The organism is uncultured Draconibacterium sp. (genome assembly GCF_913060805.1).
In the GTDB taxonomy this organism is placed as follows: Bacteria; Bacteroidota; Bacteroidia; order Bacteroidales; family Prolixibacteraceae; genus Draconibacterium.
In genome coordinates this window covers 1-14,146 of the sequence record NZ_CAJXTC010000026.1, presented here as the reverse complement: position 1 = coordinate 14,146, position 14,146 = coordinate 1, and the positions used below count along the sequence as shown (strand labels likewise).

14 protein-coding genes are annotated in these 14,146 nt (G+C 38.5%); all 14 read left to right on the top strand.

What is annotated here, in order from left to right; genetic code table 11:
• Window positions 1-198 precede the first annotated feature (198 nt).
• Window positions 199-1,392 (top strand): hypothetical protein, encoded by a 1,194-nt coding sequence (locus QZ576_RS15290; protein ID WP_297098657.1) that lies wholly within the window; start codon window positions 199-201, stop codon window positions 1,390-1,392.
• 221 nt (window positions 1,393-1,613) lie between these two features.
• The gene (locus tag QZ576_RS15285) at window positions 1,614-2,264 is read left to right on the top strand and encodes a hypothetical protein (RefSeq protein WP_297098656.1); all 651 of its coding nucleotides are present in this window, start codon (window positions 1,614-1,616) and stop codon (window positions 2,262-2,264) included.
• Window position 2,265: 1 nt separating this feature from the next.
• Window positions 2,266-2,766 carry a CsgE family curli-type amyloid fiber assembly protein gene (locus QZ576_RS15280; protein ID WP_297098655.1) on the top strand — a complete coding sequence of 167 codons (501 nt, stop codon included), beginning with the start codon at window positions 2,266-2,268 and terminating at the stop codon, window positions 2,764-2,766.
• Window positions 2,767-2,781: 15 nt separating this feature from the next.
• Entirely contained in the window at window positions 2,782-3,210 is a 429-nt protein-coding gene (locus QZ576_RS15275; protein WP_297098654.1) for a curli production assembly/transport component CsgF, read from the top strand.
• 16 nt (window positions 3,211-3,226) lie between these two features.
• Window positions 3,227-4,615, top strand: coding sequence for a CsgG/HfaB family protein (locus tag QZ576_RS15270; RefSeq protein WP_297098653.1), 1,389 nt, complete (start codon window positions 3,227-3,229; stop codon window positions 4,613-4,615).
• 11 nt (window positions 4,616-4,626) lie between these two features.
• Window positions 4,627-5,271 carry a carboxypeptidase regulatory-like domain-containing protein gene (locus tag QZ576_RS15265; RefSeq protein WP_297098652.1) on the top strand — a complete coding sequence of 215 codons (645 nt, stop codon included), beginning with the start codon at window positions 4,627-4,629 and terminating at the stop codon, window positions 5,269-5,271.
• 187 nt (window positions 5,272-5,458) lie between these two features.
• Window positions 5,459-6,457, top strand: a complete 999-nt coding sequence (locus QZ576_RS15260; protein ID WP_297098651.1) for a response regulator transcription factor — start codon at window positions 5,459-5,461, stop codon at window positions 6,455-6,457.
• 369 nt (window positions 6,458-6,826) lie between these two features.
• The gene (locus QZ576_RS15255; protein ID WP_297098650.1) at window positions 6,827-7,897 is read left to right on the top strand and encodes a hypothetical protein; all 1,071 of its coding nucleotides are present in this window, start codon (window positions 6,827-6,829) and stop codon (window positions 7,895-7,897) included.
• Window positions 7,898-7,935: 38 nt separating this feature from the next.
• Complete coding sequence (locus QZ576_RS15250) at window positions 7,936-9,294, top strand: hypothetical protein (RefSeq protein WP_297098649.1); 1,359 nt, start codon at window positions 7,936-7,938, stop codon at window positions 9,292-9,294.
• A gap of 280 nt (window positions 9,295-9,574) precedes the next feature.
• Entirely contained in the window at window positions 9,575-10,090 is a 516-nt protein-coding gene (locus QZ576_RS15245; protein ID WP_297098648.1) for a ferritin, read from the top strand.
• A 63-nt stretch (window positions 10,091-10,153) separates the two neighbouring features.
• Entirely contained in the window at window positions 10,154-12,346 is a 2,193-nt protein-coding gene (locus QZ576_RS15240) for a RelA/SpoT family protein (protein ID WP_297098647.1), read from the top strand.
• Between the two features lie 2 nt (window positions 12,347-12,348).
• Window positions 12,349-12,636, top strand: coding sequence for a hypothetical protein (locus QZ576_RS15235; RefSeq protein ID WP_297098646.1), 288 nt, complete (start codon window positions 12,349-12,351; stop codon window positions 12,634-12,636).
• Between the two features lie 211 nt (window positions 12,637-12,847).
• Window positions 12,848-13,621 (top strand): hypothetical protein, encoded by a 774-nt coding sequence (locus QZ576_RS15230; RefSeq protein WP_297098645.1) that lies wholly within the window; start codon window positions 12,848-12,850, stop codon window positions 13,619-13,621.
• A 382-nt stretch (window positions 13,622-14,003) separates the two neighbouring features.
• The coding region (gene rpmB, locus QZ576_RS15225; RefSeq protein WP_297098703.1) for a 50S ribosomal protein L28 at window positions 14,004-14,146 on the top strand (143 nt) is incomplete at its 3' end.

The window sequence follows — 14,146 nt, the reverse complement described above, 5'->3', positions numbered from 1 at the left end:
TAAACTGAATAATGAAGAATCATAAAATTCCCTGACAAGAAACAAGGAATCGTTTCGCAAAGCGACGTAGAAAACGGTTATCCCCAACTGTTCCGCAGAACTTTAGACTACGCTAAAGTTATTCCGGAAACTAATCCTGAATCCTCTCGGGATTATTAAATGTAACATCCAAATTATTAACAACTTAAAAATTTTAAAATGAAAAAATTAGTATTCTTATTCGCATTGGTTCTGACGGCAGGTTTTGCAATGGCACAGAACAATACAAGTACAGTTTCACAAGAAGGTGATTTAAACGGAGCAACAGTAAACCAGGCAGGTTTAGAGAATGGCTCTGTAATAACACAGGAAGATGGTTACAATACTGCAACTGTTGATCAGTCTGGTGAAAAAAATGCATCAGAAGTTTCTCAACGTACTTTGTCATCAACAGAATCAAACTTCGTTGATGTTGATCAGGAAGGGAAAAGCAACTTTGCTAAAGCTCGCCAGTTTAACGCCAAAAATAGTATTACAATAAAACAGGTGGGTGATAACAACTGGGCTTCTTCAGGTATGGCTCAAGGTGCAAGTAAAACAATTGTTACTCAAACCGGTGACGATAACTATACCTATACTTATTCTACTCAGGGAAATACGAATCAGACTGTAACGCAGACTGGAAACGAAAACCTTGCCACAGCCAAAAGTGCCGGAGGTTATAATAATGCCGAAATTACTCAAATCGGAGATGGTAACATTTCCGGAAATAATCCATTTTATCAGGCTGCATATGGTATTGATCAGGATGGTGCAGGCAACACTGCCGACATTAAAGTTTATGGTAATGATAATAACACTTATGAAGCCCAAACAGGAGTTTCAAATGCCGCAGTAATTAAAGTTGGATTCCAGGATATTCCTACATACGAATCGAACCTGAACAATGTAAGCATTGTGCAGGAAGGCGACGCCAATCAGGCAATGTTTGGTTTAACTATGGGCGATGAAAATGTTTCAGAAATCAAGCAAATAGGTAGTTCTAACTACACTGAGTTCGGTATTAAATATGGTTCTTACAATTCAATGAAAGAAGAAGTTACCGGTAGTGGTAACCGTACTCGTTTAGGTGTAGCAGCATCTTGGGGATCAAGTTCTGACGATAATACAGTGATTATTACAAAAACCGGTGATTACAATATGGTTTCAGGAAACATTACTGGTGATGAGAATGACGTTACAATTACTCAAGACGGTTCGTCGAACCATGTTGGTACAACCTGGTATTCACGTGATGGTGTTTCAATTACAGGTAATATGAATACTGTGGATATTCTTCAGGGAACTGATGGTAACATGAGTTTAAACTCAGTGGTTGGAAATGGTAACATGGTTTCGGTAACTCAAAATTAGTGCTAAAACGAAAGTGTTTCGTAAAGCAATTGAAGTAGCCTGATTAGCTATCAGGTCTTCAAGCATTATAATGTAATGGTCCTCCCGGTGAAATGCCGGGAGGTAACCATTAAAAATGTAAAAGTTGCAGAAAACACGTATACACTTAGTAGTGCCCGATCGGTTTGATTATGGTAATTTTAGTTGAAATGTTTTAGGCCTTACCCACAAATAAAAAAGTTATGCTGAGGAAAATATTCTATTTCGTTCTATTCATGAGTTGTTTTGCAAATGTTCAGGCACAAGAGAACCTGGTTGAGCATTTGCTGGAATTGATGCAGGTTGGCGTTATCGATAATGGATTGCTGTTAAACAACAACAGTATTATTGGCCAGGTTGGCGATGCCAACACAATAGTTGTAAATCAGGAGCAAAATGGTTTGTTAAACAATACTATATTCTCTCTTCAGCTACAGACTGAAAATCAGGCCGGAATAATTCAGCAAGGATCCGGACATTATACAGCCCTTATTCAGGATGGAGAGAACAACCAGGCAAACACATGGTCGGTTGGAGTGCTTACTGCTACCGAAATCTATCAAAAAGGCAACAGAAATACCATTAATTCATATATCGATAACGAAGGGATTTTGCCCAAATCGAATTTGCTTAACCAAGTTGGAGATGACAATACCATGGAAATTGCCTTATTGGGAAATGGCGACAACTGGACCGAGCGATTGCCCAAAACAGTTGATGCAACTCAAATAGGAGCGGATAATAATCTCGAACTAATTCTCGATCATTCGGCCATACCCGGTATAAAAGTTACCCAAACGGGTGGAATGAGTTTAATATTAAAGCACAGCGACTTTTATTTCCCCGCACAATAATATGAAACCACTTTTTTCTATACTCCTGATCTTTGTTTGCATTGGCTTTTGCAGTGCTCAAAATGATACGATTAAAGCTTCAAAACAAATAAAAGAAGCTCCTGACGATTTAAAACAATTAATTAAGGAGATTACGGAAGAAAAGGCACAAAAGGTAAGTCGGGATGCGGATTTAGAGATTGATGGCTTGTTAGTTGATGAAACAAAAACAAAAAGTGGACGAGATTTTTACGATTTGTTTTACCGCGACTGGGAGGCTCCGGCTAATGCAAAAAACTATTCCATTTTTGTTACCGAAAAACCTTACCGCTTAACCACCACTCAAATACAGGTAAAAATAAACGAAACACTTGTGTTTCAATCATTTTTGCAACCCCGGGGCGATATTGTTGAAACCCTTGCTCAGCAGGCGGTTGCGCGCACACAAATTTACTTACAAAATTATGAAGCAATTTTAAAACAATTGGAAGGTGCTGACCGTGCAGGTTCTGGCATTTTTTAAACAAAACCATACATTATGAGAAAAAAAATATTAATCCTTTTAGGAGTTTTTGCAATGGGCATTTCGTATTCTTTTGCCCAGGATTTTGTCTATTCTCCTAAAAATCCCGCTTTTGGCGGAAGTCCATATAATTACAGTTGGCTTTTGAGTTCAGCGCAAGCGCAAGATACCTACGAGGCTCCGGCCGACGAAAGCAGCTCGTACAGTAGCTATTATAATTCCGATCCGGTAGATAATTTTACAGAAAGTCTGAATCGTCAAATCCTTAGCCAGTTGTCGAGGCAGATCGTAAGTCGTCAGTTTGGCGAAGATGCTTTAGACGAAGGAACTTATGTTCTTGGTGATTATCAAATTGAAATCGGGAACGGAGGGACCGGTTTGAATATATCAATCGTTGATAATTCAACCGGGGCAACAACATCGGTAGAAGTACCTTATTTCTAAGACAGATATGGTTGAAATGTTAAAACTTCAAAGACTGATTTTCAGAACACTTTTGTTCTGTATAATTGTATCTGTTATCGCCGGATGTAGTCCGTATTTCTACCAGCCATTGGGCGAAAAACGTGAAGCGCAGCTTGGTCCCGAAACGCCGGTGAAAAAGGATTTACTTGATCTGCCTCAACCCAAAGAGCCGATTGTGGTTGCTGTGTATAAATTCAGAGATCAGACCGGGCAATACAAAGCGTCGGAAGTTGGTGCCAACTGGTCTACCGCAGTTACCCAGGGAGCTACCAATATTCTTGTGCGAGCATTGGAAGAATCTGGTTGGTTTGTACCTATTGAACGAGAGAACATCAGCAACTTGCTGAATGAACGAAAAATTATTCGGTCGAGCCGCGAGCAGTACGAAGGAAATAACGGAGTAATGTTGCCTCCGCTTTTGTTTGCCGGTGTTTTGCTCGAAGGAGGAATTGTTTCGTACGAAACAAATATTTACACCGGTGGTGCAGGGGTTCGCTATTTTGGTACCGATGCCTCGGCTCAATACCGCGAAGATCGTGTGAGCATATATTTACGTGCTGTTTCTACCAGTAATGGTAAGATTCTGAAAACTATTTACACTACAAAATCCATCCTTTCGCAGGAAGTTTCAATGGGTGTTTTCCGGTATGTAAAATACAAACGACTGCTGGAAGCAGAAACCGGTTATACCTATAATGAACCTACCGAACTGGCAGTTACTGAAGCTATTGAAAAAGCGGTTCACAGCCTGATAATTGAAGGTGTTTTGGATAATTTATGGACCCTAGAAAATCAGGATGAGATTAAAGATGAGCAGATACAAAACTACATGGCCGAAAAAGAAGACAGGGTAGATATAGACCATATGGGGCGGCCATTTGAGCAGCACCTGAGAGGAAAAATGTTTGCCTCGGTTCTTGGGACCGGGCAGTTTTATACCGGCGATTATTCTACCAGTTACATTCGTCCCGGAGCTTCATTGGAATTAGGATATGCCTTACACAAAAATTTCTTTCTGGAAACCGATGTCGGGTACCAGCGCATTCATATCGATGACTTAATGACATCTGACGAATATTATGCCGATATGAGTTTAATGTATTTGCTAAATCCTGAAGGTAAATTCTCGCCACATTTTGCTGTGGGGGGAGGCGCGTATTATGATTTCGACTCGAATGTTGGTTTGTCGGACAAAAGGTTGATTCCTTACGTTTCGTATCGTGCAGGAGTTGAATATTTATTTGGAAACAAGTTTGCCGCATTGGGGAAAGTATATGTAAACCAGCTGTTCTCCGACAGGTATGATGGCGAAACAGTCGGACAGTTTAACGACCATATTTGGGGATTTAAACTGGGTTTGAAATTTTATATGGGTAAAAATTAAAAACAAAATAAATGAGCAAGATAAATTGTTTACTACTTCTTTTTATTGGCGTGCTGTTGTTTGCATGCGAAGAAGAAAAACTTGACATCGATAAGTTCGGTTCAATTCGGGGACAGATCCTCGATGGAGAAACTTACGGTCCGCTGGACGGTGTGCAGATTGCCACTAACCCGGCAAGTACATCTACAATTACAAATACCGATGGCGTATTTGAGTTTAATAAGGTAGCTGAAGGAGAGTTGGCCGTAACTGCACGGAAGAAGGATTACCTGAGTAGTACAGTGAGCGTCGCAGTGTACGATAATGAAACCACGTCACTTACTTTCTTTCTTTTAAAAGATGAGAAAAATATTGGCTGGGTTACAATTTACGATCCTGTGCCGGGAAACGGCGCTGTTGATCAAAATACGTCGTTAACAATGCAGTGGCAGGTCGATCAGGAAGATAATAGCAAAAACTTAGAATATAATGTATATTATTTTAGGGCGAACTCAACAACACAAAATTCGGCAGGTGAGAATCTTTCGGATCAGGAAGTAATTATTTCGGGATTAGAGAGCAATACAACATATTACTGGTATGTTGTAGCGAAATACGAAGGAAGCAGGGTGGCTAACAGTCCAACCTGGAGTTTTAGAACACAGAGTGAGAACTAATTTCCGGTACATTTTATTAGGAAGAGGGAGCTGTTAGAGCTCCCTCTTTTTTGTGATAATATATTTGTATTATTTGTTCTTTATGTCGTGTTATATTCTGTCAATGAGTTAAATATAGAGAAAATACGTATTTCATAATCTTTTTCGTTTTTGTAATTTGCTATCAGATAAAAAATGAGGATTTAAAATGAAAACTACCCAAAGTAATCTGCTTCTGATTGGCGAATCGGAAGCATCAAGTAAAATGTTTATCGATGTATTGGCTAAAGAAAACTATCATGTAACGTTTGTAAGTAATATCGAGATAGCTATTCAAAAGCTAATGAAAGAGCTCCCTGATTTAATAATCTGCTTCTATGATATAAATGAGTTAAATGGGTTCCAGGTTTATAATATTCTCGACAACGAAATATTAAAAAACGAAATACCATTTATTATGATCTTTAATCAATTTCGCAAAAACGAGTTTTTTGTTGCGGTTGAATTAGGCATTGATAGTTTTATATTTCCACCATTCGATCAGGAGCGTATTCTAAATATTATACAGAAGCAATTGGTTAAGAATATGGAACGGAAAGCATATGGCGCTATTAAGTTCGACTCAATTTGTAAAATGATTCCATACGGCGTATTTGTTGCCGATGATAAACGTATTACTCAAACTAACGAAACATTTGATAAGTTGGTAGATTTGGCAAGCAAGCGAAACGGGAGTTATTTATTAAATGAAGTATTCGCCTTTAATTCCGGAAATGAGGATGAGTTAAAGCTTTCGCGATTTATGAATGGTTTAACAAAAGATTGCAGACTAAACCGAATTCGAATTCACGGAAAGGAGAAAGAGTATTTTAACGTATACTTTTCGCATGTAAAAAAACGAGGTTCCGTATCAAAAATAATTGGCGTTGTTATTCCTTTAAATGAGACAAAACAAATTTCAGAAATTAATTATCTGAACGATGAGAATGAGGTGAAATATCTTGATCCGAATTTAATAACTGCGCGAGAGCGACAGGTGCTACAATTATCGGCAACGGGAGTGCCCATTAAACAAATTGCAGATCGGTTAGGCATTTCGGAACGTACCGTTGAAAAACACCGCTCAAACATTATTCAAAAAACTGACTCGGGTAATATTATGAAGGCTGTATTTATGTTTGGAAAAAACTACATGTTGAACGTTTGATATTGATTTTGTAAAGATTAAAATACCGTATGATAATATTTTCATACGGTATTTTTTTGACCGATACCTGTTGCACGTAGTTCTGATTTCTTATCTGAAAGTCTCTTTGCTTTTTATTCGTGCTTATTGTTTTTATGAAATACTAACTGGTTGTTATAGAGATGTTTTTGCTGAGTTGTTAGTGTTGGGGCTTACAAGATTATTGCTTCATGATTCTCTTATTTACTTGTATGTTTTCCTAATGTAATTTTGATTGTAAATCTTGAAATCGGAAAAATGCAACTTAGTAAAACCAAACACTTTTATAAAATCCGAAACTCAAATAGAGTTTTAAATAATCCTTTTAATTAACAACTTAAAATTTTAATTATGAAAAAGTTATTTTTCTTATTAGTAATGGTGTTTGCTGCATCCATTGTAATGGCGCAAACAAACAAATCTGTAATTATTGAAAGTGGAACAAATCAAACTTCAACAGTTGATCAGCAAGGAGAAGACAATGAATCCTTGATTGAGCAAAGCAACAAAAAAAATGAAGCGACAGTAACCCAGATTAACTACCTACTCGTTGATGATGACGCGGGTGATGCCAATTATTCTGAAGTTATGCAAAGTGGAAAGCGAAATGATGCTAACGTTACCCAAATCCATGACAGAAGCGAACCATACGCAGGTCCTGGTGGAGTATTAGAAGCTTATATCACTCAAACAGGCGATGATAACCTGGCTGAGCAATTTCAAGGACCTCACCATCAAATGGGTGCGTCTGTTGCAACTATCGAGCAAGGTGGTGATAATAATGTCGCCTTACAGATGCAGGTTAAATATTCAAACGAAGCTACAATTTTGCAATCCGGCAATCTAAATACGGCCAAACAAGCTCAAGATACCAAACTGCCGGATGACTACGTAGGTAGTTCTAATACAGCTTTAATTAACCAGTCGGGAAATAAAAACTGGGCAGAGCAAGAACAGCATGGATGGGCGAATGAGGTAACAGCATTGCAGTCGGGTAACCGCAATGAAGCTTATCAAACGCAAGCGGTTGCTTCGTGGAAAAGTGTAGCCTTTGTTGAACAGACAGGCAATGACAATGATGCTTGGCAAGATCAGTTAGGTCATAAAAATAGTGGAACTATTACACAGGCCTCTGGATCTAATATCGCTATGCAAGACCAGACGTCATTAGCCGGTCAACCGGGAGACTTCGTAAACGAAGCAATAATATCTCAATTGGGAGGTAATGGAAACACCGCCAATCAAACACAAACAAATTTGTTTGAAATGGGTAAAAACTATGCAATTATTACACAAGATGGTAGTAGCAACTTTGCTTCTCAGGAACAGGTTGGAGCTATTAATTGGAGCTCTGTTAGCCAAACCGGAAGTGGTCATAGTGCAACAGTAACCCAAAGCCAAAGTATTATTCAGCTGCCTTAATATTATTGTATATAAGCTATAATCAAAGCTTTAGGTTTATGAAGAATATAATATTGCTAATTCTGTTGGTTTTTTGTGGATTTAGCCTGTTGGCTCAAACCACTAATTTTACGACGGTCAATCAAAGTGGTAAAGACCAGTTTGCAGAAACGGATCAGGTTGGCAACATGAGTAGTATATTGATCCAACAAATTTCGAATAAGGCACAATTTGCCTGGGTAAATCAATCAGGAGAGATTGAGGACCATGAAACACAGATGGTTTCGCAAGGTGGCGAAGATAATCACTCTGTTGTTGATCAAACTTATGGCGGAAAAGGTAATTTGTCTTATTTACATCAGTTTGGTTCGCACAACAACTCCAGGCAGATTCAGAAAGGTAATGGCAACCAATTTAATATTATTGGAGTTGCGCCTGATGATGAGCCGGGAATCGAATCAGAAGAGTCGTATGTTGGAGTTCCTAACCAGGATGGCGATTATCATCAGTTATATCAAATTGTTGATGGGAATAGCAATCAGGCATGGATTTATCAGGCTGGCAGAGACCATTTTGCCCAACAGGATTTGCAAGGTGATTTGAATGAAACATGGACTTCTCAAAGCGGTAATGACCAGTATTCTACAATGATTATCAGTGGAAACAGGAACGGCAGTCATTATTTACAGCATGGCGAGGGAAAATTTCCTCACGATGAATCAGAAGAAGAAACCGAGCATGATGAAACAGATCATGGTAAGGGGAAAAGTGGTTCTTCAGTTGGGAAAAGCGATGATGGCGGTAAACCGTCTGAAATTCCTCCTGTGCACGATGAATCTCATGTTTTTGTTCCAACGGTTGGTGTTGCAATCAAACAAATGGGAAAAGGCTCAACTGCTGAAATGATAATTGAAGGCGATGATAATAAAGCCACAATAACACAGCGTGGTGGTTCTGGAAACGAAGGAAAAAACTGTGAAGGTGGCCACTTTGCCGGACAAGAAATTAACGGAGATTGGAACCGTATTTTTGCCGATCAGAGAGGTACTCACCATTACGGTTCGCAAGTCGTTTCTGGCCTAGAGAACCTGGTTACCTCGATTCAAAGAGGTAATGGCAGTAATTCCACTATCGACCTACTTGGTGATTTGAATGAAATTGGTTGTGATCAGAAAGGAAAATCAAACTTCTCAGATATTGACGTATCCGGGAGTTATAACGGAAATTTTATTGCAGCCATTGATGAATATGGAGTTAAAATCCTTCAGGAAGGACGAGGCAATTATTCCGATTTGGATATTGCCGGTAATTTCAACTTCGTTTCTGTTCAGCAAGGAGGTGGAGGATCTTCAGTAATTGACCAGAGTGGAGACTGGCATTCTGCAACTGTAACACAGTCGTCATTAACGACTCATTGATAGGGGCTAAAATCGGGCTGTCTGGATTTATCCTGCAGCTCGGTTTTATAGTACTAACTTAAATACTAAAAAGATTTTTTTACCCTTATTTTTTATTGGCTCAGGAAATTAAAGATCGAATAAAACCACCATTAAATCCGGTATCACAATTAATGTGAAAATTTTCTCTGACAACATTCGATTTTTAATTCGTTAAGAAAGATCCGAAAACGGATCTTTCTTTTTTATCTTTCTCTTGTTTTTCCTACTTTTAAGCACAAAATCATAAAACAAGTAGATCATGTTGAAAGAAAAAGTGCTAAATGCGTTAAACGAGCAAATAAACGCAGAACAATATTCATCATTATTATACCTCTCAATGTCAGCCTATTTTAACGATAAAGGGCTGCCGGGCTTTGCCAACTGGATGTATGTTCAGTATCAGGAAGAGCTGACTCATGCTAACAAGTTTTTCAATTATGTGGTTGAACGCGGAGGTAAAGTGGAGTTAAAAGCGATTGACCAGATGCCAACAACATGGGAAGGTGTTATCGATGTTTATGAGAAAACACTTGAACACGAGCAATTAGTTACCAGTTTAATCGACAAATTAGTTGATGTTGCGGTTGAAGAAAGAGACCATGCAACACAAAGTTTTTTGCGTTGGTTTGTTGATGAGCAGGTTGAAGAAGAGGCGAATGTCACCGAAATTCTTGATACGCTAAAGCTCATTAATGGCCAGGGGAACGGTATTTTTATGCTGGATCGTGAAATGCGTAATCGTACCTTCGTTGATACTACTGCTGCAGCTGAATAGATAAAAAATCAATATAAGGAATTAAAAGGCTGCTCTTATGGCAGCCTTTTTTATTTTTACAACATGGAACCCAGAGAACAAATATATACCAGATACGACCACCTAAAAGAGTTTTGCCAGTTAACATGGGACGATGCGTCATTCTTGAAACTTGAGAATGCTTTTGAATTTGCCCAAAATGTACTTGGTGAAACCCGCTTTTCTCACGACGAAGTAATTTTAAGCCATTCGCTCGAAGTGGCCTCCATAATTGCTATGGAGATCGGTCTGGAGCCCGACTCTGTAATTACTGGCTTGCTACATAACGTAATGTACGCCGGCCTAAAAGAAAAGGTAACTCAGGATGAAATTGGTAAAAAATTTGGTACCCATATTAGTTCTATTCTGGAAGGCATGGCAAAGATCAATGCCCTGGGAACCGATACCATTGATCTTCACTCGGAAAATTACCGAAAACTGATGTTGGCACTGGCCGGCGATGTACGTGTTATCCTCGTTAAAATTGCCGACCGTTTGCAGGTTATGCGCAATCTTGAAGTTTATAACGAAGCAAATCAGCAGAAACTCGCCAACGAAACACAATATTTATACGCGCCTTTGGCACACCGGCTTGGTTTATACAATATAAACTCCGAGATGCAGGACATTTGCCTGAAAATTCAAAAGCCTGATGAGTATTATTACGTAGTTAACCGCTTAAAAGAAACCGAACGCGAGCGGGCCAACTTTGTGGCCGAGTTTGTTAAACCCATTGAGAAAAAGCTACAGCAGCGCGGATTGAAATTTTCGATGAAAGCACGTACAAAGTCAATTTCGTCGATAAATACCAAAATGCGCAAAAAGAATGTTTCGTTCGACGAGGTGATGGACTTGTTTGCCATTCGCGTAATTCTCGATTCGGAACCGGAAAATGAAAAAGCCGACTGCTGGACCGCCTATTCGTTTGTTACCGAAGAGTATCAAACCAATCCAAACCGTTTGCGCGATTGGATAACCATTCCAAAATCGAACGGTTACGAGTCGTTGCATACAACGGTAATGGGGCCGCATAAAAAATGGGTTGAAATACAAATTCGTACCAAACGAATGGACGAGGTTGCTGAAAAAGGTTTGGCGGCACACTGGAAATACAAGGGTGGTAAGGAATCGAGTTTTGACTCGTGGCTGGCCGGAATTCGCGATATTCTGGAAAATCCGGGGCTGAATGCGGTTGATTTTATCGACCATTTTAACACCGATATTTACAGCGACGAGATATTTGTTTTCACTCCAAAAGGCGATTTAAAGAAAATGCCATCGGGAGCAACAGTTCTTGATTTTGCCTACGAAATTCACTCGCGAATTGGGGACACTTGCGTTGGCGGAAGGATAAATGGTAAAAAAGTTACGTTAAAACACAAGCTTAAAAATGGCGATCAAATTGCAATTGATACGTCGAATAACCAGAAACCAAAGTTAGACTGGTTGGATTTTGTAGTTACATCGAAAGCCAGAAACCGCGTTAAAACGAGTTTGAACGAAGATCGTAACCGCCAGGCAAACGATGGCCGTGAGATGTTGTTGCGTAAGTTTAAAAACTGGAAACTGGATTTAAACGATGATGCAATTCGTAAAATCCTGAAACATTTTGGTTTTAAACTGGCTGTTGATTTTTACTACGAAGTTGCGGTGGGTAAAATAGATACGCTGGAAGTAAAATCGTTGTTTGTTGAAAAAGAAGAGGAAGAAGATACAACGAAAAAGACTCTTGAAGAGCTGTTGCCAACAGGCGAAGCGAAAAATCTTTCGTACGATGGTGGCGAAGATTTTCTGATCATCGATAACAACCTTAAAAATGTAAATTACAAGCTGGCAAAATGCTGTAATCCTGTTTTTGGCGATAGAATATTTGGTTTCGTTACCATAAATGAAGGTATTAAAATTCATCGCGACAATTGCCCGAATGCGCCTCAAATGAAGGAGCGCTTCCCGTACCGGATCATAAAAACCGTGTGGAAAGACAATACCAGCAACAGTTCATTTTTAACGTCGTTGCATATTTCCGGAACCGATGAAGTTGGCATTGTTTCGGAAATTACGCACATCATAGCAAAAGATATCGGCACACAAATGCGTTCGATAAATATTACGAGCGACAAAGGAAATTTTGAAGGAATATTGCAGGTTTCGGTTTATAATCTCGATCACCTCGAGTTTCTTATTCATAAACTAAAAAAGGTAAAGGGTGTTATTTCAGTAAGTAGGGGAGAGAAATAGAAATGGAGAATACGAAGATTGAAAACAGCCTGAAAGTAATTGAAGATTTGTTGAAAACTGAAAAGGCAGAACAGGCCAAGAATCTTTTCGAAGAGCTTGAAGAACAGGATTCTGTGCGATATTTTTTGCTGAAAGGAAATATTGAACAAAAATACCAGAATTGGGGAGAAGCCATTAATGCTTTTAACCGTGTGTTAGATATTGATCCGCAGAATACTGAGGCCGCAAATAATCTTCACCTGATAAAAAATATATTGAATTTTTGGAATCCGGATTTGCTCAACCCGTAAGTCGCTAAAAAATAATGCCATTTTTATTGGTACTGTTTTTGTTTTTGCAATAATGTGCAAAAAGAGTCGCGAATCTTAGTTGCTGTATTTTAGGTTTTTAATTCAGAATTACTATTTTTGGGGCTCATCGACGAAATTTAGAGGGAAATTAAACTGAATTATAAAATATTAAAAAGTAGTTGAAAAAATGAAAAGAGTAGTATTGTTAATGGTGATGGTGTTTATTTCTGTAATGTCATTTGCCCAAGACGCCAGTGAATTAATGACGCAGGCAAATGCCGCTGTAGAAGGCAAAGATTTTGAAAAAGCGATTGAATTATTCGAATCTGTATTGGCCATTCCTGATCACGGACAGAATGTAGATAATATTAATGCTGTACTTGGCCAATTACGTCCGGCTGTAGCTAAAACTAAAGCTTCGGATGCAGTTGATGCCAAAGAGTACGATAAAGCAATTGAACTGTATAAAGCAGCAATAGCAGATTACCCTGATGCAGGTATTGCAGAACAAGCGGGTAAAATATTTTATAACGAAGGAATTAAAAGTTATAAAAGCGAAGACTTTGTTGAGGCTGCCAACTGTTTTGCGGTTTCACAAAACGATTTTAGCTACGACAAAGCTGAAAAATACAAAAGTGCTTCGTTGAAAAAAGCTGCCGAAGCTATGGTTGCCGAAGGAAAATCTTCAGTTGAAGGAGTTGCTGTAAGCGAAGCAAACAAAGCCGAATTGGTAGAAAACCTTGCAAAAGTTTACTTCTCGCAAGGATACGAAAAATACCAGGAAGGTGCTGCGACTATTAAAGGTGCAACAGAAAGCGTTAACGCTGGAACTATCACAACTTTAGATGAAGAATACACAAATGCAGTTGCAGCAGGTAAGAAAAGCTTTGAACAAGCTATTCCGTTCCTGAAAAAAGCCTTAGAGCTTGATCCTAACAATGCAAATGCTAAAAAAGTATTAGCTGCATGTGAGCAAAGTTTATAAGCGAATTGCGATATAAAATGTAAAAGGTTCGGGAGTAATTCCGGACCTTTTGTTTTTATAAGCGTTATATAAGCGTATGATTATTGTTCATAATAGTAATTGAGGGGCCGAAAACTAATCCTGTAAATCATAAAATAAACTGTTAATCATCTATTTTCAGAAAAATTAATATTGCTTCAATATTCTTTTCAAGCTGAAGAAAAATAGCATATATTTGCAGGCGATTGAGTAGAAAACACGTTTTTTCCTGAGTATTAACACTGTATTGTTAATTGTTTTTGCAAAAATTAGGTTAACTGCTTGATTATTTTCTAAAAAAGTATTTTCTTTGCACTCCGTTTTTAGTAATGTGTTTATTGTAAACATCAAGAAATTAAAAGAAATGTCACGAGTTTGTCAAATAACAGGTAAAAGAGCAATGGTGGGTAACAATGTTTCTCACTCGAAAAGAAGAACTAAAAGAAAGTTCGATGTAAACCTGTTTAAAAAGAAATTTTATATGCCCCACGAAGATCGTTGGGTGCA

Excerpts from the sequence above, each read along its gene's own strand:
- QZ576_RS15285 (WP_297098656.1), top strand. The coding sequence starts at position 1,614 with ATGCTGAGGAAAATATTCTATTTCGTTCTATTCATGAGTTGTTTTGCA.
- QZ576_RS15235 (WP_297098646.1), top strand. The coding sequence starts at position 12,349 with ATGGAGAATACGAAGATTGAAAACAGCCTGAAAGTAATTGAAGATTTG.
- QZ576_RS15280 (WP_297098655.1), top strand. The coding sequence starts at position 2,266 with ATGAAACCACTTTTTTCTATACTCCTGATCTTTGTTTGCATTGGCTTT.
- QZ576_RS15260 (WP_297098651.1), top strand. The coding sequence starts at position 5,459 with ATGAAAACTACCCAAAGTAATCTGCTTCTGATTGGCGAATCGGAAGCA.
- QZ576_RS15290 (WP_297098657.1), top strand. The coding sequence starts at position 199 with ATGAAAAAATTAGTATTCTTATTCGCATTGGTTCTGACGGCAGGTTTT.
- QZ576_RS15245 (WP_297098648.1), top strand. The coding sequence starts at position 9,575 with ATGTTGAAAGAAAAAGTGCTAAATGCGTTAAACGAGCAAATAAACGCA.
- QZ576_RS15275 (WP_297098654.1), top strand. The coding sequence starts at position 2,782 with ATGAGAAAAAAAATATTAATCCTTTTAGGAGTTTTTGCAATGGGCATT.
- QZ576_RS15265 (WP_297098652.1), top strand. The coding sequence starts at position 4,627 with ATGAGCAAGATAAATTGTTTACTACTTCTTTTTATTGGCGTGCTGTTG.
- QZ576_RS15250 (WP_297098649.1), top strand. The coding sequence starts at position 7,936 with ATGAAGAATATAATATTGCTAATTCTGTTGGTTTTTTGTGGATTTAGC.
- QZ576_RS15240 (WP_297098647.1), top strand. The coding sequence starts at position 10,154 with ATGGAACCCAGAGAACAAATATATACCAGATACGACCACCTAAAAGAG.
- QZ576_RS15270 (WP_297098653.1), top strand. The coding sequence starts at position 3,227 with ATGTTAAAACTTCAAAGACTGATTTTCAGAACACTTTTGTTCTGTATA.
- QZ576_RS15255 (WP_297098650.1), top strand. The coding sequence starts at position 6,827 with ATGAAAAAGTTATTTTTCTTATTAGTAATGGTGTTTGCTGCATCCATT.